The organism is Treponema sp. UBA3813 (assembly GCA_002368605.1).
Classification (GTDB): Bacteria; Spirochaetota; Spirochaetia; order Treponematales; family Treponemataceae; genus Treponema_D.
Genome location: DFEB01000031.1, coordinates 71,623 through 97,058 on the forward strand (window position 1 = coordinate 71,623; position 25,436 = coordinate 97,058).

28 protein-coding genes are annotated in these 25,436 nt (G+C 41.4%); 12 read left to right on the forward strand and 16 right to left on the reverse strand.

Annotated elements, in window-relative coordinates; genetic code table 11:
- Positions 1 to 50 precede the first annotated feature (50 nt).
- Positions 51 to 1,226, forward strand: a complete 1,176-nt coding sequence (locus tag B2089_RS05045) for a hypothetical protein (protein ID WP_296321258.1) — start codon at positions 51 to 53, stop codon at positions 1,224 to 1,226.
- Between the two features lie 12 nt (positions 1,227 to 1,238).
- The gene (locus B2089_RS05050) at positions 1,239 to 1,736 is read left to right on the forward strand and encodes a hypothetical protein (RefSeq protein WP_296321260.1); all 498 of its coding nucleotides are present in this window, start codon (positions 1,239 to 1,241) and stop codon (positions 1,734 to 1,736) included.
- Between the two features lie 36 nt (positions 1,737 to 1,772).
- On the opposite strand, the gene B2089_RS05055 is transcribed toward B2089_RS05050, so the two are convergent.
- The 5 genes from B2089_RS05055 to B2089_RS05075 form a co-directional block, all read right to left on the reverse strand.
- On the reverse strand, positions 1,773 to 2,900 hold the full coding sequence (locus B2089_RS05055) for a leucine-rich repeat domain-containing protein (RefSeq protein ID WP_296321262.1): 1,128 nt from the start codon (positions 2,898 to 2,900) through the stop codon (positions 1,773 to 1,775).
- A 73-nt stretch (positions 2,901 to 2,973) separates the two neighbouring features.
- A complete protein-coding gene (locus tag B2089_RS05060; protein WP_296321264.1) occupies positions 2,974 to 3,696 on the reverse strand; it encodes an amidohydrolase family protein in 723 nt (240 codons plus the stop codon).
- Entirely contained in the window at positions 3,693 to 4,139 is a 447-nt protein-coding gene (locus B2089_RS05065; RefSeq protein ID WP_296321268.1) for a hypothetical protein, read from the reverse strand. Before B2089_RS05065 ends, B2089_RS05060 begins: the two co-directional genes overlap by 4 nt.
- Before the next feature lie 149 nt (positions 4,140 to 4,288).
- Positions 4,289 to 4,474, reverse strand: coding sequence for a hypothetical protein (locus B2089_RS05070; RefSeq protein ID WP_296321270.1), 186 nt, complete (start codon positions 4,472 to 4,474; stop codon positions 4,289 to 4,291).
- Positions 4,475 to 4,546: 72 nt separating this feature from the next.
- Positions 4,547 to 4,729 carry a hypothetical protein gene (locus B2089_RS05075; protein WP_296321272.1) on the reverse strand — a complete coding sequence of 61 codons (183 nt, stop codon included), beginning with the start codon at positions 4,727 to 4,729 and terminating at the stop codon, positions 4,547 to 4,549.
- 182 nt (positions 4,730 to 4,911) lie between these two features.
- On the opposite strand from B2089_RS05075, the gene B2089_RS05080 reads away from it, so the two are divergent.
- The 9 genes from B2089_RS05080 (at position 4,912) to B2089_RS05120 (ending at position 12,554) form a co-directional block, all read left to right on the forward strand.
- Positions 4,912 to 5,166: a helix-turn-helix domain-containing protein gene (locus B2089_RS05080; protein WP_296686222.1), complete on the forward strand. Its 255-nt coding sequence runs from the start codon at positions 4,912 to 4,914 to the stop codon at positions 5,164 to 5,166.
- A 275-nt stretch (positions 5,167 to 5,441) separates the two neighbouring features.
- On the forward strand, positions 5,442 to 5,879 hold the full coding sequence (locus B2089_RS05085) for a hypothetical protein (RefSeq protein WP_296321280.1): 438 nt from the start codon (positions 5,442 to 5,444) through the stop codon (positions 5,877 to 5,879).
- A 186-nt stretch (positions 5,880 to 6,065) separates the two neighbouring features.
- Complete coding sequence (locus B2089_RS05090; protein WP_296321283.1) at positions 6,066 to 6,827, forward strand: metallophosphoesterase; 762 nt, start codon at positions 6,066 to 6,068, stop codon at positions 6,825 to 6,827.
- Positions 6,828 to 6,940: 113 nt separating this feature from the next.
- Positions 6,941 to 7,840, forward strand: coding sequence for a hypothetical protein (locus B2089_RS05095; protein WP_296686227.1), 900 nt, complete (start codon positions 6,941 to 6,943; stop codon positions 7,838 to 7,840).
- A gap of 116 nt (positions 7,841 to 7,956) precedes the next feature.
- Positions 7,957 to 9,342, forward strand: a complete 1,386-nt coding sequence (gene miaB / locus B2089_RS05100) for a tRNA (N6-isopentenyl adenosine(37)-C2)-methylthiotransferase MiaB (RefSeq protein WP_296321288.1) — start codon at positions 7,957 to 7,959, stop codon at positions 9,340 to 9,342.
- A 41-nt stretch (positions 9,343 to 9,383) separates the two neighbouring features.
- Positions 9,384 to 11,384 carry a S1 family peptidase gene (locus B2089_RS05105; protein WP_296321293.1) on the forward strand — a complete coding sequence of 667 codons (2,001 nt, stop codon included), beginning with the start codon at positions 9,384 to 9,386 and terminating at the stop codon, positions 11,382 to 11,384.
- A gap of 9 nt (positions 11,385 to 11,393) precedes the next feature.
- Complete coding sequence (locus B2089_RS05110) at positions 11,394 to 11,768, forward strand: hypothetical protein (RefSeq protein ID WP_296321296.1); 375 nt, start codon at positions 11,394 to 11,396, stop codon at positions 11,766 to 11,768.
- Complete coding sequence (locus B2089_RS05115) at positions 11,765 to 12,421, forward strand: thiamine diphosphokinase (RefSeq protein ID WP_296321298.1); 657 nt, start codon at positions 11,765 to 11,767, stop codon at positions 12,419 to 12,421. Before B2089_RS05110 ends, B2089_RS05115 begins: the two co-directional genes overlap by 4 nt.
- 10 nt (positions 12,422 to 12,431) lie before the next feature.
- The gene (locus B2089_RS05120) at positions 12,432 to 12,554 is read left to right on the forward strand and encodes a hypothetical protein (protein WP_296321301.1); all 123 of its coding nucleotides are present in this window, start codon (positions 12,432 to 12,434) and stop codon (positions 12,552 to 12,554) included.
- A gap of 84 nt (positions 12,555 to 12,638) precedes the next feature.
- Here B2089_RS05120 and B2089_RS05125 read toward each other — a convergent pair whose 3' ends face one another.
- From B2089_RS05125 to dctP, 5 genes are all read right to left on the reverse strand, one after another.
- Positions 12,639 to 14,252 carry a mannitol dehydrogenase family protein gene (locus tag B2089_RS05125; RefSeq protein ID WP_296321304.1) on the reverse strand — a complete coding sequence of 538 codons (1,614 nt, stop codon included), beginning with the start codon at positions 14,250 to 14,252 and terminating at the stop codon, positions 12,639 to 12,641.
- A gap of 16 nt (positions 14,253 to 14,268) precedes the next feature.
- On the reverse strand, positions 14,269 to 15,342 hold the full coding sequence (gene uxuA, locus B2089_RS05130; protein WP_296321308.1) for a mannonate dehydratase: 1,074 nt from the start codon (positions 15,340 to 15,342) through the stop codon (positions 14,269 to 14,271).
- 12 nt (positions 15,343 to 15,354) lie between these two features.
- On the reverse strand, positions 15,355 to 16,650 hold the full coding sequence (locus B2089_RS05135) for a TRAP transporter large permease (protein WP_296321312.1): 1,296 nt from the start codon (positions 16,648 to 16,650) through the stop codon (positions 15,355 to 15,357).
- 9 nt (positions 16,651 to 16,659) lie between these two features.
- The gene (locus B2089_RS05140; RefSeq protein ID WP_296321315.1) at positions 16,660 to 17,172 is read right to left on the reverse strand and encodes a TRAP transporter small permease; all 513 of its coding nucleotides are present in this window, start codon (positions 17,170 to 17,172) and stop codon (positions 16,660 to 16,662) included.
- A gap of 103 nt (positions 17,173 to 17,275) precedes the next feature.
- A complete protein-coding gene (dctP, locus tag B2089_RS05145) occupies positions 17,276 to 18,274 on the reverse strand; it encodes a TRAP transporter substrate-binding protein DctP (protein ID WP_296321317.1) in 999 nt (332 codons plus the stop codon).
- A gap of 142 nt (positions 18,275 to 18,416) precedes the next feature.
- Between dctP and B2089_RS05150 the strand changes: the two genes are divergently transcribed.
- Complete coding sequence (locus B2089_RS05150; RefSeq protein WP_296321320.1) at positions 18,417 to 19,136, forward strand: GntR family transcriptional regulator; 720 nt, start codon at positions 18,417 to 18,419, stop codon at positions 19,134 to 19,136.
- 51 nt (positions 19,137 to 19,187) lie between these two features.
- On the opposite strand, the gene B2089_RS05155 is transcribed toward B2089_RS05150, so the two are convergent.
- The 6 genes from B2089_RS05155 to B2089_RS05180 form a co-directional block, all read right to left on the reverse strand.
- The gene (locus tag B2089_RS05155; RefSeq protein ID WP_296321323.1) at positions 19,188 to 20,744 is read right to left on the reverse strand and encodes a phenylalanine--tRNA ligase subunit alpha; all 1,557 of its coding nucleotides are present in this window, start codon (positions 20,742 to 20,744) and stop codon (positions 19,188 to 19,190) included.
- A gap of 86 nt (positions 20,745 to 20,830) precedes the next feature.
- A complete protein-coding gene (locus B2089_RS05160; RefSeq protein WP_296321326.1) occupies positions 20,831 to 21,226 on the reverse strand; it encodes a hypothetical protein in 396 nt (131 codons plus the stop codon).
- Positions 21,227 to 21,325: 99 nt separating this feature from the next.
- Entirely contained in the window at positions 21,326 to 21,799 is a 474-nt protein-coding gene (locus B2089_RS05165; RefSeq protein WP_296686239.1) for a hypothetical protein, read from the reverse strand.
- A gap of 185 nt (positions 21,800 to 21,984) precedes the next feature.
- Complete coding sequence (locus B2089_RS05170; RefSeq protein ID WP_296321331.1) at positions 21,985 to 22,650, reverse strand: rhomboid family intramembrane serine protease; 666 nt, start codon at positions 22,648 to 22,650, stop codon at positions 21,985 to 21,987.
- Positions 22,650 to 23,768, reverse strand: coding sequence for a diguanylate cyclase DgcA (dgcA, locus tag B2089_RS05175; RefSeq protein ID WP_296321335.1), 1,119 nt, complete (start codon positions 23,766 to 23,768; stop codon positions 22,650 to 22,652). Before dgcA ends, B2089_RS05170 begins: the two co-directional genes overlap by 1 nt.
- On the reverse strand, positions 23,761 to 25,305 hold the full coding sequence (locus tag B2089_RS05180) for a DUF5312 family protein (protein ID WP_296321338.1): 1,545 nt from the start codon (positions 25,303 to 25,305) through the stop codon (positions 23,761 to 23,763). The genes dgcA and B2089_RS05180 overlap by 8 nt, the downstream gene beginning before the upstream one ends.
- Positions 25,306 to 25,436: the final 131 nt, after the last annotated feature.

Genomic DNA, 25,436 nt, shown 5'->3' on the forward strand with positions numbered 1-25,436 from the left:
ATAATATTCTCATAAATACATGATTTGACACATGTTTTCAGGAGGAGCACATGCCTATTCTTAAGGATCTTGAACAAGAAGAAAAATATGAAATGCGACGGAAAAATCTCGATAGGGAATTCAAGTGGACACAAGGACAAATTGAAAAACTCCGTGCCTTGAACAGCGGGCTCTTAAAAAAGCAGGAAGAACTTATCTCGCAAATGAAAAAGGTCTCAGATTTGCTTACGCGGCTTGAAAGCGAAGGCTTTTATTTTCTGCATGGCTTCAAAGTTATCGGAGTCATCGAGTTTTGGAAAGCAGAGCTGGACGAGGAGGATTTTGGCAAATCTAAATTTTCCGCTTCTGAGGACTTGGAAAAATGGCGCTATATCTCAGAAGAAGCAAATTCTCGGTATTGGTCGCTGATTTTTGATTCAAACACAGGCGATTTTATGACATTCTCAAAGATATTATTGTCGGATGCAATCGATACGCCCTATAACTTTAATCTTCCAGAAGAAAATAAGGTAAAGCTTTGCAGTTTTCTTATCTATTTTTATGAGTATATTTCAAAAGCAAGTTTTTCCGACCTCTTGGAGTGCAGCGCGGATGACTTTTTCCCATGGGTCATCGTAGAAATAAACTGTGACACGGTAGAACTGAAAGACTTTAAGGTTCAACAAATTTACGACCATCGTCTGTTCGATGAAAGTCCTTTTCCATCAATTTTGGAGGACAGAAAGAATGCCCTTGACAGCAAATTTGAATGGTCGGAGGAGAACATCAAGAAAATTTTAGCCATCAATGCAATCGTCTGGAAAAAATTCTATCAGGCGAAAGAAAACTTAAAACGACTGGCGAGTGTTTTTCGTGAACTTTCTAAGACCGATTCCTTCTTTGAACCTTACGGCATTGAGGCAGAAATCTGCTATCAAGGCAAGAAGCCGACTGATATTGCAAGCATCGAAATGCAGAAACTCTTGTGTCAGTATACGCTGGACTTTGGCACATATCTGGGGATTAACGAAAATATTCCAGAAGTTGAGATGGGCAATGTCAACAAAAACGAAGATTTGAACTGGAACTTTGAGGTGTATGCAGACCATTTCAATGAAGATCAGAAAAAAATCCGCTTCAACTATTTTATGCACAGGGTCTTCATCGATGGCTCAACATTCAGCCTTGAGGATTTGGTCCGCATGGAAGAAGAAGGATTTTATACCAGATACGAGATTAATTTTTAAAGGAGAATTAGCATGAGAAAACGACGATATGTTATGGATGAAACTGAAGAAAAAAACACCTGCGGCATCAAAATCTCAGGGCAGCCTCTTGATGGTGAGACGCAAACAATAATCACTTTCGATATGCTTGAAAAACTGCACACAATTCTCTGCTACGATTACGAGGACGGAAAGCCTTGGCATGACATGACCTGCGTAATGGAGCTGATTTTTCAGGAAATAATTTATAAGGATGACAAGTGCATAAATTCGGACGGGGTACATTTTTCAAAAATAAGATACTTGTACCCGCATCCGTGGTCGCTGCTCTCTGATTTTCATGATTTTGCGGAGAATTTTACTTTTTACTGCCCCTGCCTTACCGCTATCCGAATGGATTTGACGGCAAATTATTTCCGGCACGACTACAAAGACGAGGGTATTTTCTTTGATGAGTTTGAAAGTTTCAATTGCACCATAAAGCACAAAAAACGCTACTTCCCGAAGAATCCCGTCATGCCGGATGATTAAGGGAAAATCGCATGAAAAAGGATGCCACAGGCCGGACTACCACAATCGCAATCGCCTAAAGTCCAGCGTGAATGGGCTTGAATAGTAGTATCCTTTTTCTACTGTGTCATACTCAATCGGAGCGCATAAATCGAGTCTCATCATACTTATATCGCGATTAAGAGAAGGAATACTTGCCGAAGTAACATTTTTCATGCATACATCCAGAAAATCTGTCAGTTTCGGGAATGATTTCGTTCGAATCATTTCATCAATTATTATCATTCTCCGTACCATATCCCAGCTTGATGTTTTTCCTTTTCTCGTCGTTTGCTTAGGGCTGTCCTTGCAGACAATTTCGCGTCCGTCATGATGGAATCCCGCGCACATGTAGAAAGCCCATTTACTGACTTCGAGGTCTTCAGAAAATCCTTCATAGATAACTTCTTTGAGTGAATCACAATTCATAAATGCAAGGTGATTAATTTTTCGGACACTTGCAGGAATTATGACTTTTTCCAGAGATACCATATCGCTAGAAAGTGAAGTTTGCCTGTAAAACTCATAAAATGTATTTGTTCCGATTACCTTAATTTCTTCCGGCAGCCGTAATTCCGCTTTGTCAAAATGTAAGCGAAAAAGAGAAACCTGATGTATTTTATTTACAACAAAACCGTCAATAACTGTATACGCAGGATTTGAAAGCAAAACATCGGCAAGAAATTTCGGTTTTAAAGTCATCACCTTTTTGTTTTTGCCGAAAAATGTCAGATTTACAAAAGTAATATTTCCACCCACACGAATTGATTTGCACTTTGTCGTAAAACAACACGCAGAGATGTCTGTTACGCTTTCTGGAACAACGATTTCTTCAATAGCTGGACAGTGCTTAAAGTCAATGACGAATTCTTTAAGTTTATTGGGGAACTTAATATCTTTGAGTGCCTTGCAGTATGAAAAGGCATTAGCCGTTATCTCCGTCACTGAATCGGGAATGATAATCTTCTCAATCGTCGTGTTCGGTTCAATATCGTCAGCAAAAGTAAAATCCGCGATTTTATTTACGCCATCTGGAATCGTGACAACAGGCTCATTTCCCTTGTAACGACGGAGCACATGCTTTTTGGAGCCAGTTTTTTTGCTAGTGAATGTTTTGATGATAAAATTAGGGTCGGTGAATGTCATAGGGCGACCTCCTTGTATTCCCGTTAACCATAAGAGCTTCCTTTGGATTAGAAGCACAGAGTTTAATTAAAAATTAGAACTTACAGTTTTTCAAGTATTCGTCTTTAAGTGAAAGTCTTTCCCCAAAAAGGAGAGTCGCAAAATAATGAGAGACAGGAAAATCAGACCCGAAAAGTATTTTTGACATGTCATTTGTGAGCGCGCGAAGTTTTTGCAGTTTTTTCTTTTCGAGACAAGCCGTATCGGAAAAAACATTTTTGTATTTATTAAGCATTTCAACTGTTTGTCCGACAGGATTTGAATGAGCCAAAATCACACGAGCATGTCTGTATTCAGCAAAAAAGGGCTCGAATCGCGTCGGCAGGTCACATTTTTGTGTTCCGCAATGAATCAGTACCGACTTTTTGTTGTCATCTGCCCAGCTAAAAATCTGATGAAGAGCCTTAAAATGCACAGGATTTTCTTCATCCCAATTTTGCCCGGCAGGATGTAATTTTATTCCGCAATAGTCAAAAGATTTTGTTGCACTTTTTATACTGATTCCTTGTTCTGCATATTTAGGAATGAACCACAGGTACGGCCTTATGATAAGATTTTTTGATTCAAAGGATTGTGCGTAGGCGATTTCTTCTTCTACAAGGGAAAGTTCCGCATCATCACGGCAACTTGATGTCGATGAATATCGTATTTCAGTTATATGCGTTAGATTCTGCGTAGACTCAATTAAATCGAACAGTTCAATGGCATCGTAGTAGATTTCGTTGAACTGTCCGATGTGGATGTGATGGTCAGTCATTTAGAGAAGAAAAGCTCATAAATGCAGACCGCAATTGCACACAAAACAGCTACAGGAACTACAAGCATAAAAAGTTTTGATTTAACACTGTATACCAAGTATTTTATTCCATTGGAGCCGAAGTACATCAAGAAGGCAAATACACTCAGAAAACTGCTCATTGCATGAATATTCGCACCAAAGACAATCAGCGAAATCGCAATTATTATTTGAATAATAAGGCCTAGCGTTAAAAGTGCCCTTGTTTCACAATGGGAGAGAAAATAAAACACCAAATTCCATAGTGTGAGCAATATGAGCAAAATGTTTAAAACAATGACTGGAGCCGTTTTTTGTAGATCTTCACCGCAGAACATCACAATACCACATAAAATGATGAGAGGCATTCCCAGTGTGAAAAGAATTCGTCGTATCCACATACAAAGTCTTTCAAAAAAATTCATGTTGTTTACTCCTTCCAGTTAGTCTTCACTAAAGTTTTATTTCTTTAATTTATCATCAAAGTATTCTGGTCTATATTTTTCTATGATTTGCTCTACAATCATTTTTTATTGCATTCTATGTTAAAATTTCCATTTTGCTTCCTCTAATTTTATAAGTCTGTAAATATTACAGTTTCATCTTCAACAGAAACCTGTGTTCCTTTATTAACCTGATTATTATCGCCATTTATGTTCACAGAGTTATCTATATTGCCCTTTCCGATAAAAATCTTTGCTCCAGCAGAAAACAAAGATTTTAGAAAATTTATGATTGTTTCAAAGCAGTTCATAATCATTTTTCTTTCTCATAAAAACATATTTAGGCGGACAGCCCAGTAATGAATTGTCCGCTATATTGTATAGTGTGATTACATAGCTACAAAGATATGATTACCACCAGTCACCTTACATCCTGATAGAATAGGTGCATGGTCTCCATAATTCCTAGCAACATATCCACACTTCACACACTGGTAATTTGTTCCCGCAAACACACCCTTTCCTAAGTTCACAGCATACTCCGGCTTCTTAATGTTTTTCATTGATTTCATAACGAAATCCTCCTTTGATAAAATTCTTTACCTCAATTTGAGGTTTCTCGAAAATATTGAAATTTACTTTCAGATTCTCGATATATTCAAGTATAGTACGATTTTTCTCGAAGTCAAGTCGGTTTTAAGTTTTTTTTCTCGATTAAATTGAGTGAATGTACAATTATTTAGATGATTTTCGGATGAATATGAAGTATTACCGTGAAAAAATGAGTATCTCTCAAACGCAGCTTTCAATTTTGTGTGACTGCGGAACTGGAACAATCGGTGGCATTGAAGCAGGAAAAGCAAAACCCTCTTTTGACATGATGACAAAAATCGCTGAAGCACTCAAAGTCAATCCAGCAGATTTGTTCATTCGGGATTCGTCAAAAGGAAAAATTCAGTTGAAGGATGTATTGAAATCAGAATTCGAAACAATTCTTGCTAAGATTTAGCCCAATCCTTGTTGAAGCGGCAGTAAAAGCGAAAGCAGGTAACACGCTTTAAACTCGACATTAGGACTAATATTTTTTTTCCTTTTTTTCAAAAATTTTCCTTCATTGTTGCCGAAAATCGATTTTTTTTCGCTATATATAGGCATAAATATCTTTTCACGAAAAAGGAGATTCTATGCCGAATGAAAACCTTACCCAAGACAATCCCGTGACCCACCTTGAGATGGGCGCTCTTCCCGGTGCCGCCACCAACAAGAGCTACAAGGACAGCTACCGTGATAAACATCAACCGGGGAGCCAATGAGACTCTTCAAAAAAAGTGCCAGTCGTTGTATTATTATACAGAGTTCGTTGCGCGGGTCAGGGAGAACCAGAAAAGCGGCATGGAGCCACCCGAATCCATCAACGAGGCCGTAAACTACGCCATCCGGGAGAATTTTCTGGAAGGCTTCTTTGAGGAGCAGAAAATGCACATAACGAACAGCTTGCTTACGGAATTCGACCAGGAGCTTCACGACCAGTCCTGCATGGAGCTGGGATACGAGCGGGGCCGGGCTGAGGGAATTAAAGAAGGTGCGCAGCAGAATGCGGTGGCGAACGTGAAGAATTTGCTCAGCATGAATCTTGGAACTTCCGAACAAATAGCACAGTGTTGTTCCCTGCCACTTGAACAAGTCCTTGCCCTAAAAGAAGAACTCGCAGTACACCCCTAGACTCGTGGTGAAATTTATTGTGCAGATTACGGTCAGATAGACAATATAGTTCGCAAAATTGCAATGAACGAAGTGATTACAGGCGAACGCCCAGCAATCACGGACATTCACGATATGTGTAAGTGTGAAAAAATTGACAATCCTGACGGCTCAAGATGCATGGGATTTTGTTTGTAGGAGGGCCGAATGATTTACATAACCGGCGATACTCATAACACCGAAGACATGTCGAATCTCTCCACAAAGAACATAAAGCTCTGTTGCATGGAACAAAACACTGATTTTCATGCGATTACAGCTGCAATCGTCCTTGGTGATTTCGGGCTTCCATGGAGTTCTGACTGTTCAATCGATGAAGCGGGAATCCATCCGACTGACCATACAGACCGCTATCTTCTCAAATGGTACAAGCAGAAGCCTTTTAAGATTCTGGCCGTAATGGGCAACCATGATAATTATGACATCATCGAAAAATTGCCGGAAGTAGAAATATTTGGGGCTAAGGTTCTGAAAGTCAGCGATAATGTCTTTTATCTCAAACGAGGCGAAGTCTATATAATAGAAGATAAACGATTCCTTGTTCTGGGCGGAGCCATGAGTGACGACAAAGCCTGGCGCAAGGCTCACGAATCCTGGTGGGAACAGGAAGAATGGAGTGAAGAAGAAAAAGAAACCTGCTTAGCAAAAATAAAAGAAAACAACAGTTTTGACTATGTTCTGTCTCATACAGGCCCGTCAGTCGGCATCACCCTTACGGATGATTACTTCTGCAATGAAGAAAACCAAAAGCAGCTCCATCGCGATTCTAATGCAGTTTTCAACGACAAAATCGATTCTCTCATTTCATATAAAAAATGGTTCTTCGGGCACTGGCACAGCGATTGGGGCTACGAGCATTACAAGGAATCCAAATACATTCCGCTCTATCATCAGGGAATTGTAATTTGAACTGACAAAATTGAACCACGCTCCCTGCCCTTCCTCTTACAAAAAAAAACTGACAAGTAGAATTTTTCTCGTATTTCTGATATTCTAAACCTTCCCGAATCAACTTCGGGCAAATGGAATACATGAAACCAAGAATCTACGACAACAAGCCATTAAAATCATTCAATCCTCTCGTCGCTTATGCGGGCGTTCTTTTCGGGCCGCCTAGTTTTATCACGAATTTCAAGTGCTTTGCCACGATTCTCAAGGAATTTTTCTTCCTCCAATACTTTGAGAAATTCCACATCCTGCATATTCCAGTTATTTCTGTTGATCATCCGCTGGACAAAAAAATTCCCTTTACGCCGGAAAAAGTTTCTGTTTACCTTGATTTCATAAATCTCTGGGTACGGCCGCTCGCCATGCTGGTCAAAAAATTCGGATTCTGGCACGCGAGCCGCCTCACAAAAATGTGGATGCTCCGCTTCCGTAAGCTCTACCAGTGCTGCGGTAAGATTTACCACTTCCGGCTGACCACAACTGACCGCCCAAAATACAAGGAGATGCGGGAATTCCGCCAGATTCACGCTTTGGATCCCCACTTCCTATGCGTTCCCAGCCTGCATGTGGCCACGGTTTTCCTTGCTTTCGGCTTTTACCGCCATATTTTCGACAAGGAAGATTTTACAGAAGTCGAAAAGCGTAACTGGAGCGAAGAGCTTTACAAGGGAGCACTTGAAATCACCGAGACGGTCTTGTATGTAAAGCAGCACTCGGTCAACTGTATTCCAGCAGCTCTTTACCTCGTGGTCGCCAATTTTCAGGAATGGATTTCCGCCGATGATGCCCGCAAATTTATCGGCCAGCTTTTTGCAAATCCCGAAGGTTTTTCGGCAGAAGAAGCATTTCAGGTTCGAGAGCATATCCGCGCGACTTTTGAGCAATATCTTACTGACGGAGCAAAAACTCCGAATTGGTACGATCCTATCCGGGAATTCTTAATCAATTACGAAGATAAGATAAATATAAAATAAAATTCGGGCACTTCCCGCTATCGCGGGTCGGGTCTTTCGGGGTTCCGCTGCCGCTTCATTGCTTCGCTTTGCTGCGCAACTAACGCCCCTTCAGCCCCTAGTGCATTGGAGTCTATATGAAATATTTCTTTGAAACTTATGGCTGTGAGATGAACATCGCAGAATCGGCCAGCGTCGAGCAGCTTTTGATTTCCCGCTCATGGGAAAAAGCCGAGCATCCCGAAGAAGCAAATCTCGTTATAATCAATACATGCTCAGTCCGTGGAAGTGCCGAGCAGCGTATTTTGGGACGCTTGGGCTATTTTGAGGGTGTCAAAAAAATTCGCATGGGCGACATGAATTCAAAAATCCGTCTCGAAGACATGAAATATGCCGCCGAATTCTACAAAGAAAACGGAGCCGTCCCCCTCACTCTGGTGGTCATGGGCTGCATGGCACAGCGGCTTCTGGACGACCTCAAAAAACAATACCCTGTCGTTGATTATGTGGTGGGCACTTTCGGAAAATACAAATTCGGCGAAATCATTCAGGCCGTGGAAAACGGCAACAAGCCTTTCAAAATCAAGGACGAAGAGACCTACACTTTTGCCCAGTACTCTTACGAGCAGGGAGCTTTCTCAACTTTCGTGCCAATCATGCACGGCTGCAACAATTTCTGCACTTACTGTATCGTGCCTTATGTCCGTGGCCGCGAAGTCAGCCGCCGCGTAGACCAAATTTTGGCTGAAATCGACTTCCTCACCAAGGCAAATGTCAAGGAAATCACACTTTTGGGGCAGAATGTAAACGCCTACAAGGGCGAGGACGGAACCACATTTCCCCAGCTTCTTGAAAAAATCTGCCGCCACATCGACGAGACAAAATCTTCTATTAAGTGGGTGCGGTTCGAGTCGTCAAATCCCAACGATTTCTCTGACGAATTAATCGAAGTCATCAAGAATAATCCCCATGTCTGCCGTGGCTTCCACATCGCAGCCCAGCACGGAAACAACGAAATCCTAAAACGCATGAACCGCAAGAATACAAGGGAAGAATTCATCACTCTCGCAAAAAAATTGCGCTCGGCCCTGCCCGGCGTTCAGCTTATCACTGATTTAATGGTGGGCTTCCCCGGCGAAAGCGAGGAGCAGTTCATGGACATCCTCTCCCTCATGGAAGAAGTCAAATTCGAGTCCAGCTTCATGTATTTCTATAATCCCCGTGAAGGAACTCCGGCCGCCAAGTTCGAGAATCAGATTCCCGTGGAAGAAAAAAAGGCCCGGCTTCAGAAAGTCATCGATTTGCAGTCAAAGCACACCACCGAGGTCATGTCAAAGCGAATCGGCGAGACAATCGAAGTCCTCTGCGACATCGTTTCCCGCCACGACGAATCGGAGCTTTTGGGCAAAACCGAACAGAACGAGCGTGTTGCCTTCAAGGCCGACAAAAAACTGATCGGAACTTTCGTAAAAGTTAAAATTATTTCATTGCAAGGCAACACTTTTAGAGGGGAAATTATTTAAAACTGTTTTGATTTCATGTATACTTCTTTTAGGAGTTTTTCATGAAAAAAATCGTTTCTTACTTTCTTTCTGCTTTTGTGGCCCTTTCTTCAATTTTTGCACAAACTTCTTTGGATAACGATGTTTACAAAAAAGTTTCAGCCTCAGTTTTTGAAGTCGTGGTCGAAAAGCATGAAGACACTAAAATTGTCTACGAAAAAGAACTGCCTTTAGATCGCATTCCATTCGCAATCCGAAATGATAAATATATGCCGATTGGAACAGCTTTCCTCCTAACAGATGGTTCCTTTTATACGGCTGCTCATGTAGTGAATCTCTATGGCGAAAGTGTCTACAACAAATATTTCGTTCGAGATATCAACGAAAAAGTCTATGAAATCGACAAAATTCAGGCTTTTTCTGAACGTCGTGATTTTATAAAATTCTCAGCTAAGGGCTTCAAATTCTCAAAAGGAATGGGCCTCGAAACCGACGACAATTTTGAACTTAATTCTGATGTATTCTCTGTAGGAAATGCCCTCGGCGAAGGAATCGTAATCCGAAATGGATCCCTTACCAGCCAGACTTATGAACAGAAAAACGGTGACTGGAAATGGCTCAGATTCTCTGCAGCAGCAAGTCCAGGAAACTCAGGTGGCCCGCTTATTAAACCAGACGGCAAAGTAATCGGCATCATCACAATGAAAAGTGAAAACGAAAATCTCAATTATGCACTCCCTATCAAAGAAATAAACTCAGAGAAAGCGGGCACAGGAAGTGCTTTTGCGGATTACAAGTATGTTTTGCCAAATATTTTAAGCTATAAACATCCCCGCAAATTTGAAGCAACAATCACACTCCCAAAAACTCTTGCAGAAGTCAACAAAGAATTAACTCAGCTTCATAACCAGAACATTATCGACTGTGTAAATGAGATGAAAAAAGACTACGGAATCACAGGCGCAAAATGTTTTGACAATTCTCAAGAAAAAGACGAATTTTTTATGCGGACACTAGGAGTCACAATGCCACTTTTGATATATCATAATCAAAGTGGTGTATGGGATTATGCCCGCCCAAATAATATTCAAACATACAATCTTGAAGAAAACGGATACATTGAATACGGCTCAATGGTAAATTACTATTTTGCGCGTATTCGGCCGCCAGATTCAGTTCCACTTAAAGAGCTTATCATAAATCCCAAAAAATGTACTGACTATCTTACAAAGCCATTTAATCTCTCACGCAATGTCTATGGAGAGCAAATTAACATACTCTCTTTGGGTGAACCAGAAAAATCAGAAACTTATGTCGATTATTTTGGCAGGACCTGGTATGTGAATTACTATGCACTTGATTTTGCTGATGCCCTCTTTATGACTTTTTCTCTCCCGCTTCCTACAGGTGTCTTTCTCTTTGGCACAATTTCTACCCGGAAGTCCGTCACTGCAACAAATTACATCGATGCTCAGTTCATGACTGATTTTATCTATCCCCGTTATGGTGGAAAACTTAAGTTCTGGCGCCAATATTTTTCTCTTCCTTCTGATATCCGCAATAAATTCTCAGTTACAGAAAAGCAAATGTCCATGAAAGAGTCAAAAGATTCACTTTCTCTAAGCATCGGTGATATCACCCTTTCTGTATCAAAAAAGGATATAAACTATAACGATGAAAGTGCAATTACGGTACGAACAGGCTACGACAAAATTGACGGCAAAGTCGTTATAAAAAACCGCAATCTGGTTTTCACGACAAGCACAACCGAGGCTGACTTTAAATCAGTATCAATCCTTCAGGTTAAGAATCCGGGGGCAAATGCAAAAGAAACTCTTACACAAAGTTGGAATCAGCTAGTAAATCAAGTTTCTCCCTATAACAACGAGCCTTACTGTCAGGAATCATACACTTACCTTGATAAAATCGTTTATCCGGCCGGGCCTGATAAAGACAAACTGGAATACCTTTATGTCCTGACTTTCGCAATCGAGGGGCAAAATAAATTCGATGAAATTAAAAAATTTGCAGAAAACATCGAAAAGGGAATCACACTCAAATAGGAGAAATATATGCCTATACGACTTATTGGAACAATTATTCTGCTTATTCTCGTAACGATTTTTGCGGGCGTAAACTTGGACAACAAGTGCGACATCACATTTATCTTTTATACATTTGAGCAGGTGCCGGTCTTTATGACGATTATTATTTCTTTTGCAATAGGACTTGTCCTCATGCTTCCCTTTACGCTCGGCCGTGGCAAAAAAAACACAAGAAAACCTGTCCAAAGCCAACAGAATAAGTCAGAGCCAAAAGAAGAATCAAAAACTCTTTTCGATTTTAAGATTAAACGAGAAGCAAAATCCGAAAACAGAAAAAAGAAAGAAGAAAAAACCGCTGATTCCAGCACTGACTCTGCCGAGAGCACAGGGGAACCGGTATGAGCAGTCAGTCATTCCCGCCTTTAAAGCGGGAATCCCGTTGCGTCATAATCGGGGCGGCTCCCATCAAAAATTATAAAAAAATCCGCTCGTTTTTAGGCAATGATGATTTCGTCATTGTCTGTGACGGCGGATTAAATCATCTTCGCAAGCTCAAAGTCAAGCCGAATTTAATCATCGGCGACTTCGATTCCCACAAAAATCCTCATTCAAAAATCGAAACCATCGTCCTTCCCCACGAAAAAGACGACACCGACTCAGTTTTTGCCCTCAAAACGGCTCTTTCCCGCGGTTACAAAGATTTCCTTTTCATCGGAATGATTGGCGCGCGTCTTGATCACGGACTGGGAAATCTCTACATGCTCGTCAAATGCCAGAATGATGGGGCAAAAGCCCTGATGATTGATGATTTTTCTGAACTTGAGCTTGTGGGTAAAGAAGAAAAATCTATTTCAGACAGGTATGCTTACTTCTCTTTGCTGAATATCACCGGTACAGCCCGCGGAATCACGATAAAAGACGCACTCTACCCTCTTGAAAATGCCGAAATCACGCCAGAATACCAGTACGGCGTAAGCAACGAAGTTCTTCCTGGAAAGACAGCCCGTGTCTCAGTGACCGAAGGAAATCTTCTCCTAGTGAAAGTCTGGATATAATTTTTTGTTAATGGTAGACGGATTTGTTAAAAATATCAGCGGAATGAATGAAATGGCAACTGGTGCCGACCAAATTACCGAAGCCGTAAACACGGTAAACGCAGAAATTTCCCCAGAATATAAAAAGGTATAAGCAATTAAGTTATTCTGGGGAAATCAGCGTCTGTTTCCGTTTGTGAAGTAAATCTGCTTTTACTGAAAGTCTGGAAGTAATTTCCTAAGCTTTCAAGTATTTTTGCAGAGTTCTTCTAACTGCCCCAGTTCCGACAATTTCTTCGCAGAACATAGCTTCGATTTTTTCTCCAATACCAGCTTTATAGAGATCTGAACCAAAGATGTTCTCGTTTGAAAGAATCGGCTTCAACTGACCCTTGTATGACTCAGGCTTACCAAGTTCAATGTCCTTGAGTTGCGCAGTCAATTCTTCCAGCATCGGATCAGGAGAAAGTTCAAACGGATTTCCCTTGTCGTCAAGTGCAAGCAGATAGCGGCACCAGCCAGCAATTGCCAACGGAATTGCCTCCAGTTTTGACGCATTTCCATCGCGCTCGACATACGATTTAATCGTTTCACCAAAACGAATACCTACTTTTTGCGAAGTATCACATGCGATTCGCTGCGGTGTGTCAGGCATGAATGGGTTAGGAAGACGCACTGAAATTACTTCGTTCACAAAATCCTTTGGTGAGAGGATTTTTGGATCTGTAACAACAGGCATTCCTTCCACAGGTCCAATTCGATGCACAAGCTCAGAAAGTTCCTTATCTTTCATTTCATCAGCAATCAGCGTATAGCTAAGGAGGCAACCATACACTGCAAGTGCCGTATGAAGAGGATTTAAGCAAGTAGTTACTTTCATTCGCTCAACATTATTCACCGTGTCGCGGTCAGTCATGTAGACTCCGGCTTTTTCCAACGGCGGACGGCCATTCGGAAATTTATCTTCAATAACGAGATATTGTGGCTTTTCGGCGTTTACAAATGGAGCAATAAAGGTCTTTTTTTCCGTTACGAACGGCTGCATTTTCTCAATGCCAAGATCTTCAAGCTGTTTTCCAATTTCGACGCTTGGACGAGGAGTGATTTTATCAATCATCGACCATGGAAAAGTTATTTTTTTCTCGTCATTCAGATACGCAATAAATTCTTTGCTGACAAAGCCTCGCTTGCACCACTCTTCTGCAATAGTAAGCACAGAATTCTGCAATTTTTCTCCGTTGTGAGAGCAGTTATCCATTGAAACAACTGCAAGCGGAAGTGCTCCATTCTGGAAGCGATGCAAAAGAAATGCCGTAACCTGAGCCATTGCAGAGCTTGCTTTGTCTGGACCGCCTTCCATATCAGCTACGATGTATGGGAAGAATTCGCCCGCTGCATTTTTAAGGGCGTATCCTTTCTCGGTAATCGTAAAGCTAATCATCTGAAGGCTGGGGTTAGCGAAAATTTCTTTCATTCTCGCCCAGTTTGATGTGGCTTTCGGTGTAGAATGGATTGCTTCTGTAAGAGAGGCAATCACCTGTTTTGAGACAGAGCCGTCTGGATTGAGCGTTACTCCCAGCACAAGATTATCATAGGGTTTGTAAATTTCCTCGATAATATCCGCGCTGAATGTTTCTGCACAAACAATGCCCGTCTTGGTCAGGCCATTTTCCAACAATTTGTCAGCAATACCTCCGATAAACATACGGAAAATATTTCCTGCACCAAAGTGTACCCATGCAGGATTTTTTGCCGTATATGCACGGACTGTCGAAATATCATAAGTTGGAATAGCTACTCCTGCCTTTTTCCAGCCGGCAGTATCCTTCAAACCTTCTACTGTCAGTTTCATATATGCCTCTTTTACGCTATTTTCGCGCTTTTTTTTCGATAGATTCCCACAAGCCGCAGATATAAGCCGCCCCCAAAGCGCGGTCATACAATCCGTAACCCGGCATTGCCTTTTCTCCCCAGATCATGCGTCCGTGGTCAGGGCGAATCGGCCCCTTGAAGTCAATGTCGTAGAGTGCTTTTACAATCTCGTACATATCGAAAGAGCCGTCGCTTGACAGGTGAGCCGCCTCTTCGAAATCATTTTTGCCGTCATTGAACTGCAAATTACGCACATGGGCAAAATGAATTCGGCCTTTGAGCGCACGAATCATAGCAGGCAAATCGTTTTCTGGATTTGTGCCGTAGCTTCCTGCGCAGAATGTAACACCGTTGTGAGGATTATCCGTCATCTTCATCATTCGCTGAATATTTGGCAGACAAGTGATGATTCGCGGAAGTCCAAAGACACTCCATGACGGGTCATCAGGATGAATCGCCATGTTGATGTCGTATTTGTCACAAACCGGCATAATCGCATCCAAGAAATACTTGAGCCTTTCAAAGAGCAAGTCTTCTGTCGTACCCTCGTACATCTTGAACAAATCTTTTATTTTCGCCATGCGCTCTGGCTCCCAGCCCGGCATCACGGTACCGTTCATGTCACCCGAAATTGAGTCAAACATTTTGCTTGGGTCAATAGCATCCACCGTTTTCTGATTGTATGCCATAACCGTAGAGCCATCAGGACGCGGTCGAGCAAGCTCAGTGCGTGTCCAGTCAAAAACCGGCATAAAGTTGTAGCAGACAAGGTGAATGTCGTTCTTGCCGAGATTTTCAAGCGTCTTGATATATGCATCGATGTCTTTGTCACGGTCATTTCCGGCCGTTTTGATTGCATCGCTTACATTGACGCTCTCAATTCCGTCAAGGGTAAGACCTGCGGACTCTACTTCGTCTTTAAGGGCCTTTATTTCACTTTCGCTCCAGACCTCGCCAGGCATTTTATTGTAAAGAGTAGAAATAACTCCTTTCACATAAGCTGTCTGCCGAATCTGCTGCAAGGTTACGGTATCATATTTTGAACCGAACCATCTCATTGTCATTTTCATAGAACACCTCTTTTAACCTGCGACACCGAAAATCATATTCGGAATGAAAAGCACAAGTTTCGGACAGAAAACAAGTATCGCAAGTTCAAGTAAAATTGCAATGAAGAAAGGAAGACTTTCCTTCGTATATTCTTCAGGCGGACAATCGATGATTCCACAAACCGTATACAGGGCAGAACCAATCGGCGGAGTCATGACACCGAGGGTAACGATTGTTGCCATCAAAACACCAAAGTGAACAGGGTCCATACCCGCACTTGTAACCATTGGAAGGAAGATTGGGGTAAGGAGCAAGAAGTTTACATTGCTATCAACGAACATTCCGGTGAAGAACAAGAAGCCGAGCATAATCAATGTGAGCAACTGAGCATTGTTAGTAATTCCGAAGATGAAAGAGCTCAATGTTGCAGGAAGTTTTACCCAAGTAATCGCATAGCTGAATGGACCAGACATAGCGATGATAAGCATGATTGCGCCGTTATCTTTAAGAGTAGTGATAAGAGCTTCCTTGAAGTTCTCCCAGTTCAACTTTTTATAAACAAATTTTCCGACAACCAGTGCATAAACTACAGCGAAGGCACCAGATTCAGACGGAGTAAACACACCGAAACGAATTCCGACAATCAAAATAATCGGGAACAAAAGCGCCCAAATTGACTGCTTAAGGTTCTCAATGATTTCGCGAATCGTCAGTTTTGGTGCATCAACTGCCGGCGGATCAAATTTTCTGATGCGGCTGGTAATTGTGGTCGTTGCCATAAGGAATGCCATCATGAGGATTCCAGGAATGATACCAGCGGCAAACAAACGACCGATTGAAACTTCACCGACAAATCCAAAGATAATCAAACCTAAGCTTGGCGGAATAGTAGCTGTAATAAGAGCGGTAAGGCAGTTTACAGAACATATATAACCTTTTGTGTAACCGCGTTTCATCATCTCAGGTGCAAGAATTCGGGTTTCCATTGCGGCATCAGCCGTTGCAGAACCAGAAACACCGCCCATGAGCGTAGACATAACTACAGAAATTTGTGCCGTGCCGCCATACATTCTTCGTGTCAAAAGACGGGCAAGACTCAAAAGCTGCTCGGTGATTCCCGAAACATTCATCAAGTTTCCCGCAAAAATGAAGAAGGGGACAGCAAGGAAAGCAAATGACTGACTCTGAAGCACGACCATCTGAACGGCGGCCTCAAAGGGAAGAATCGGCTGACTCAAGAAATAAGCAAAACCAGCGATTCCGATAACAAATGCGATAGGCATTCCCATCAGCAACATTACGACAAAACTTATCAATAAAAGACTCATGGTTTCCTCCTACGCCTCATTCTCTGATTCAGGCTTAGACTCAGATTCAACTTCATCTTTGTTGAAATGCTGAATACACAGTTTGATTTTTCCGATTGTCGAAATCGCCATCGAAAAAGTCGCAACAACAAGGCTCAAGCTGACAAGCGAGTATGGAATCGGCATTGACTGGTAAGTGCGGACTCGTTCAACCCATACAAGGCGACAGCCGTACAAACATGTGACAATGCACATTCCAAAAATAATTGCATATACCGCAATCAAGACAAGTTTCTGTACTTTTTTAGGAAAATACCTCGTAACAAGGTCAATTCCAATGAGCTGACCGCTTCGCCAAGCGACATCTGCTCCCAAGAAAGCTGTCCATGCAAGCAAGAGCATAGCTAAGTCAATATTCCATGCCATTGAAACCCTCATAAATCGAAGGATGGCAGAACCAAAGACAAGAACAACAAGAAGGATAAAACCGACACAACAAAAGCCGACTTCGATTTTACAGAATTTTTCATAAATCTTTTTCATATATTGATTTCCGTTTTTGACAAGTAATGCAGGCTAGAAAATAACCAATCCGAAAAGAAGCCTGTGTTTTCTGTGTTTTAGAAAACACAGGCATATTCCATTTCTAGTTAGCCAACTGTGTGAAGAGTCGGTCTTTCAAACCGTCAGAGAAGCCGAGCTCATTAGTCTCGTAGAGTGGTTCAATAGCTTTTTTGAATTCATCGATATTGACCTCTCGTACTGTAACACCATTTTTCTTCATGTTGTTATAGAAGCCCTCTTCCTCACTCTGAATGATTGCACCATACTCAACGGCAGCATCACGCATAGTTTTTACGAAGAATGCCTGATCAGCTGGTGAAAGGCTATTATAGAAGCTAGCTGAACAAACGAATGCAGACTGGAGCATGTAGTGCTTTGTCATTGCCAAGTTCTTTGTAACTTCATAAATGCGGCTTCCGTCAGCGGTAGCAACCTGAACTTCACAACCATCAAGAGTTTTCTGCTGGATTCCAGGGAAAACTTCACCCCAAGAAATACCGATGTTTGCAAAACCAAGATATTTTGCAAGCTTGTTACCGATTGTGTTTCCAAATCCTCGGATTCGCAAGCCTTTCAAATCAGCGACATTTCTTACCGGAGTAGTTGTATAGAAACAGCGGAAACCGTTGTACATATTCGTGATATAGATAATGCCCTGTTTTTCAAGCTCAGCAGACCACTCTTTGAAAATCTGAGTATCCGGAAGCTTTTTCAACATAGCAGGATCCGTAAGGATATACGGAGCCATAAGAATGTTCAAATCAGGAATATCAAACTGGCTTGCAAGTCGTCCAGGATCGCTCGGAACAACAAGATTGATTCCGAGTTTTGCCTGAGTAACAAGCGCATCAGTATCTCCAGAAAGCGCACCGGCAACCTGTACCGTAGCATCGAATTTTCCACTTGCATTCAATCGATCCGCAACAGCCTGCATCATACGAGACTGACCAGTTGTAGCGGCCTCAGTTCCAGCAAATGTAACAGCAACCTTCTTTTGTGCTCCGTCTTTCTTTGTGCAAGAAGAGAACAAAAGACCAAAAACCATAGCGGCGCTCATTACGCCAACAGCAACCTTTTTCATGTTAAGCCTCCTTTTAACTAACATGTTAGTATATTAGCTCACAAATACTTACCTGTCAACATTTTTTTTAAAATTTTTTATTCTTGACATATTTGTTTTTACCAAGCAAAATAAAATCAAAATTCTCAATAAGGACGGTTTAATGGTAGCGGAAAAAAATACTGCAACTGCTCAATCAGCGGTTTACCACGCACTCAAAAAAAATATAATGTCTTTACAGCTAAAGCCTGGCACCGCAATGAGTACGCAGGAAATTGCATCGAAATTAAATGTCAGTCGCACGCCTGTTCGAGAAGCCTTTATTCGCTTACAAAGAGATGGTTTGGTTGACATCTTCCCTCAAAAAGAAACTCTTGTCTCAAAAATAGATTTCTCTAAAGTCGCACAAGAACGATTTATCCGTGAAAGCCTTGAATGTGCCAATGTTGACTTGCTTATAGGAAAATTCACAAAACACGACTTGTCAATTATGGAACTCAACATCGAAAAACAATTAGTTGCCATGCGCAACAAAGAACATTCGTTACATATTGAACTCGACAATGAATTCCACAGTTACATGTTTAAAATCACTAATCAGGAGCTCAGTTGGCAAATAATCGAAAATACCAGCAACCACTATGCACGAATTCGTCTTCTCTCTGTAAATGATGAAAATATCATGCATGAAACGATTTTGCAGCACCAAAAAATTTTATCAGCCATCTATGATGAAGATGCAGAACATGCAAAAATGTACATCAAAACGCACTTACATCAACTTGAAGGTCAGCTCCAGCAAATTCTGAACACCTATCCATCTTATTTTGACCAAAATCTCATTCCTGATGAAGACAGGTTTGCAGCCCTGCTTGCAAAATAGCACAAAAAAGGCTTCCCGCTCTGGGAAGCCTTTCGCTTTTAAGATGAAAAATTAGAACTTTGCCTTTCGCAAGCGGACTTCTTCAATGTTCTCGCTGAAGAGTTCACGCAAGTCGTTCAAGCCAAGAGCCATGAGTGCCATTCGGTCGATACCCATACCCCATGCCAAAACCGGGCAATCCAAGTCCTGAGCCTTTGTAACTTCCGGACGGAAAATGCCGGCTCCGCCAAGCTCAAACCAGCCCAAAACAGGATGTTTAATGTGAACCTCAACAGAAGGCTCCGTGAATGGGAAGTAGCCCGGAACATATTTAACTTCAGTTGCGCCTGCGACTTCTTTTGCGAACATTTCAAGCATACCAAGCAAAGTGCGCAAGTTTACATCCTCGCCGGCGATGATTCCCTCTGTCTGATAGAAATCGCTCAAGTGAGTAGCGTCAACCTTGTCGTAGCGGAAACAGCGGGCGATACCGAAATATTTGCCAGGAACTTCTGCCTTGTGAAGCTGATGTGCCGAAAGAACTGTGCCCTGTGAGCGCAAAACCAGTCTTCTTGTGAATTCATGGTCAAAATCGTAGTTCCAGCCACGGCTTCCTGTGTTGCCACCGTTTTTGTGGGTTTCGGCTACATTTGTAAGCCAAGGCTCTTCGATTTCTTTTGCATGGGTCGGATTTTTGATTCGATATACATCGTGAATGTCGCGGGCTGCGTGGAACTGCGGCATAAAAAGCGCATCGCCGTTCCAGAATTCAGTCTCTACGAGAGGACCGTCATATTCCTGGAATCCCAAAGAGCAGAGCTTGTCTTTAACATGCTCCAAGAACTGAACATAAGGATTCGTTCGCCCCGGAATGATTCGTGCCGGCGGAATTGCAATATTGTAGCCACGGAAAGTTCCGTTCTTCCATTCTCCTGAAGCAAGCATCTGCGGAGTTACAGCCCCCAATTCTTCGCCAGTGATTCCGGCTTTTTTGAGGGCGGCGACTACATCTGCGGCCTCTTTGTTCAATTTGTAAACGACTGTCTCCCGCTCAATGATTTTGAAAGGAGAATCAGCGGCACCTCGTTTTTTTGCATAATTTGTGATGACCTTCTGCTCGTCTGCGCTCAAAGAAGCATTGTCAAGCTGACCGTTTTCGGCTTTTGCGGCTCGCTCAAACAAGTCCGTTGCGATTTTGATATTTGCAGGGATTTCTGCCCCGGAATATTCTGCCTTTTTTTCGGCATTCATTTTGAGAACGCCAGCTTTTGAGAGCTGACCGAAAGCAGAGCCGACATCTTTCTGCTCAAGGCCTGTGCCTGCCGCGATTTCTGGAAGGAGTTTTGCTCCCTTTTCTTTTACAAAGTTGATGATTCGGACTTCAGGGATGCCGTCTTTTGCGTAAGCTCGTCCCAAATCAGTGATTTCATAGAATGTGTGGGGGGTTTTGCTCACAACAGAGAGCAATTCCTTTCCGCCAAGCCAAGAAAAAGCCTGATTACAGTGACCTTCTTTGTAGTCTAATTCTTTCTGAAGTTTTTCGGAAGTTAATTCGTCTTTTGCCGTGTAGTTAAGAAGAACTTTGATTTCAAGTGGATGAAGATTTTTAATGATGTTTTGAATGTCCATTTTATAACTCTGTATTTTGATTTGTTTTTATAAAAAAGTTGAGCCAGCTCTTTAGAACTGGCTCGTAGCTTTTAGCGATTTGAGCTTTAGCGGTTAAACTTTACATAAGAATGATAAGTTGCCCATTTCATATTCTTATCATCCTTGAAATATTTAACAGAATCTTTTCGCAAATATTTGTAGCTATAATACTGATATTCCTTTTGGAAATCCTGCAAGCATGCAAGAACAGTATTCATTGCCTCACCCTGATCATAAGATACTGCCATACATGTATAATAGACATGTGCTTCATCTGTAAGCGGCGTGTATTCAATCTGAACCTTTGCGGTTTTATTTGTCGTATGCTGATCCTCTGGAACGATTGTTCGCGTTGTTAAATCAACAGCGTTCGGATCCTTCTGCAACTCAGCCAAATCATCACCGAAAGTGACACCTGCAAAACAAAAAAGTGCGACTGCAATAGCAAAAATCTTTTTCATAGTATTCCTCCTTGTTAGAGAGTCGAACATCTCTTCAAGTCATTTGCATTTTAAAGTTTTAAGACTAAAAAAAGTTACAGAAAATAAAATTCTGTTTCTCTAAAAAGTCTTGTATTCTATTATTCTATCAGTTTCCATAAAAAAATCAAGGGTAACTTTATATCTGCCTGCATCTACGCCGATTTTGGGGGCTTCACTGATAAAGACGGTTCCACTAATTTCCTTAGGCTTTGTTTTAATCCATTTCCGCTCATAATTTCTGACGGCCATCTTCAAAGACTCTCCGCATGCTTTTTGAATTCCTTCAAATCCCTCTGAGAGTTTTGCATACCCTTCCCCTTTAATTCTCGGATGAAGGACAGATTTCCAGCCTCTATAAATATGAATTTGCGCATCAGAACGGCGAAATTCCACCCAACAATTCAATATTGAATCTTTTATCCAAGGTTTCGCATAGTTTATCGATTTGATTTCAGCTTCACTCAGTTCTTGAAGTGGCGTAAATTCAAAATATTCTGCTACTCCGCGGGCTTTATCGTAAGGAACATACTCAAAATGCCAACCATAAACCATTCCCGAAAGAATAAAAGGGGAAATTTCTTTGATTTTTTGTACTGGAAGGGCCAGTGCGTCCTTTTCGGGCTTTTCAACACCAGGATAAATTTCAGTAGAAGCCCATAAAGAAAAACGAACCATACGCTCCTGAGAAACATCTTGGGAAAAAATCGGAAGCAAAGTCACAATGAGAAAAACAAAAACTATCTTCTGAATGCGTCTTTCCATACTTGAATCGGATGAACTCCCATACGAACAAGAAAATACAGCCAAGCAAAAGCAAACCCAGCCAGATGAGTCATGTGAGCCACATTGCTTGAAAGCGAGAACTGGCTGAAAAATTCAATCGCCGCATACCCAATCACCATAATCGGTGCAGGCACGGGTAAAATTCCCCATATATATATTATCGACTTGGGAAAGACAACAGCGTAGGCAAAAAGAAGACCATAAATCGCTCCGCTCGCCCCGATAAGATTAATTACAAAGGGCCATGGCTGAATTCCATTCTCGATGAGAATCTTTCCGACAGCATAATAAACTCCGACAGAAAAGAGCCCGCTTAGAATTCCGATTGTGAAATACATAAGCAGAAATTCCTTTGAGCCGAGCGCACGCTCTAACTGTATGCCAAAGATAAACAAAGCAAGCATATTAAAAAAGAGATGGAGCCAGTCTCCATGAATAAACATATAAGTGACCGCTTGCCAGAAAAAATGATTGTAGACAAAGGTAATAACGCCCAAACCAAAAAATCTTTTATCGATTTGAAAAGTCTCAACGAGAAAAAAAACGACAGTACTTATGAGTATAATCGCAAGAGTCGCGTTAAAAAAAGAATATCTGAATGCTTTTCGTAAAATGTTCATTAGTTGTCTAGCTTCACATCAGAAATCAATTTTGGATCGGCAAAGGTTACTTGATTTCTTCCGTTTCTTTTAGAAACATAAAGAGCTTGGTCTGCCTGATCAACAAGCAATTTTGGTGAAGTAACAGGGTTTTCCTGTGTATCGAAAGTTGATACGCCAAGGGAAATCGTAACTTTGACATGCTGATCTTCGTAACAGAAGTCATACTGCTCTACTTTACTACGAATTCGCTCAGCGACAATCATTGCGTCATCAGAACTAGTGTCATTGAGCAAAACCGTAAATTCCTCGCCGCCATAGCGTGAAGCCATATCCTGTCCGCGAATGCTCGACTTGATTATTTTGGCCACAGTCTGAAGTACATAGTCACCGCAGGCATGACCATAAGTATCATTGAACCGTTTGAAAAAATCGATATCGAACATGATTACCGAAAGATTACCTTCGTTTGCAAGTGCATTGTCAAGCTTGTCTGTAAGCACATTGTAGAAGAAATACTTGAGTTTAAGGTGCGTCATCATGTCGGTTGATGAACGCTCAAGAAGAGCGGCATTGTTGATTGCAATTGAAGCAAGTGATGCTATAACAGTAAGCTGCTCTTTTTCATAATCGGTATAGCTCGCATCGTCTGCAAGCGTAATTCTTTCACCCAAAAGCAGAATTCCGTTCAGGTGATTGTGCTGAACGAGAGGAATTACAAGAGACGGCTTGAGGGACGAAATCATATTGATATCGGTGTCTTCTGGAAGATTGTCCACAAGTTCGCTCACCGTATACAATTTGTTGCTACCTTCAAGCAGGGTGACCACAGGATTTGAAGTGGGAATCACATAAGAAACATTCGGATTTGGATCCATGCCGTTATAGTTTGAATCAAGGTGGAAAGAATCTGCATCAAGCGCATTCAAAACGAAAATTCCTGCACCAAGGACATGGAACTGTCCCATGCAAGTGTAGAGAATAGATTCGACCAGTGTTGAAAATTCAAGCGTTGAGCAGAGTGAGCGGGAGACTTCGAGAAGCTGCTGGAGATCATAGATTTTCTTTTCGTATTCGCTTATGATATCCTGAACATTTCTGTTGTCGTTCGGAATCGGTTCTTCAAATTCACTACTCATGATTCTTATCTATTTCACCAATTATAGCATAATTTTTCATAATTTTAAGGAAAAGCTTCCAGTTATCATACTGCTGCTCGATTGTTCCCGCACCATCGAGATTTCGTGCAGATGAAAAAAGCACCTTAATATTAGAAACCATATCAGACTTTGATTTTTTGGAATCAAGAATTAACTCGCCAATTTCGATGTAAAGTTCATACAAAATTTTTGAGATTTCTTGAATCAGTTTATGAGCCTGATTATTAATATTATCGACCATAGAGCCGACTTTTTTTAGAAAATCCGCATCGGTACGGCTGTCACGAACCAAACCGCGCAACTCGGCTTCATCATTCTTGCCATTCCGCTCAAATGTCTTTTCAAATTCTTTGATAAGGTTATCGATTTCGTTAAGGGCATAAATCGTAGAAGAAAAATCCGCCTTGTAATTCTGATTATTGAAAAATCCTTCGATAACAATATTGTTGAGGACTGTTTTAACGCTCACCGTCATAAACACATCCATAAAGGTTTTGATGACTTGAAGGGGCGTAATCCAAATAAATGAATATGGGGTATTAACACGAAGGAATTCGTTTGTTTCGCTGTTGTAGACTCGGATTTCTTCCAGAGGATGCTCACCAAACAATTCTTTTATTTCAAAAGATACTGTGTAATCCTTAACCTCACCTTTAATACGCTCTGAATCAGAAGCAAAGCGTTTTTGCATGAATTCAATGAATCCTTTGAGGGAATTTGAACGGTATGTCGCAAACTGGAAAGAAAGCCCTGCATCCTTTTTACCATAGATAATAAGACTTTTGAACACATCTGAAGTAAGATAACGCGTAAAGACAGAATTAATTTTTTTAAGATTGTGGGAAATACCGTCTTTTTCTTCTTCAGAAAGGTCATGCCCCGAAAGAAGCTGCTTTAAAGCGAAAATTGCCCGTGATTCTGCAAGGTCTATCTTAAAATTCCCCGTAATGTAATACAAATCCTGAAGAATAGGAGCGACGGCTTCGGGTGAGACGGGCACAATCGTTCCAAAAGAATTTGATGTCATGCCATCGAAATTCTGGTCAAACAAACGGATAATATTTATGTAATTGAAACGACAGATATCTGAAAGTTGTTTGAGTGAGCAAAGCGTATCATCTATTTTTATGAAACCAGGCGCGCTGAGCTGCTTGAGTAGCGTATCCATCGTTCGTTTTTGTGAATCAATCAATTTGTTTAGCGGAGTGTCAGACTCCATGATAATCTTTTTTCGATTCTCGTATTCAAGACCGTAAATTTTTTCCTGGGAAGCTTCGTCAAAACCTGTTAAAATGAGTTCGTACTCAAAACGGCCATTTCTCTGTATATCTTCGGAACAAACTGTACTAGACAAGATATCATTGATAGGTTTGCAATTCTCGTAGAGAACACGGAATAATTCCGCAAAGTTCGCTTGCAACATGCCATTTTTAAAAATTTGAGACGGCAAAATCTTTAATTCATTTTCGACCTTGCGCATTTCCATTCGCTTTTTCACTTCTGGTGACGAGCTCATGAAAATCGACTCAAATAACTCTCTTAATGCCCTCAAAAAACCCATACATTCTATTGTAGTAGCTAAATGCTTTTTTTACAAGTTTTTACGAAATTTTTAAAATTCAGAACAATTATTTGCTTTTTCCAGGA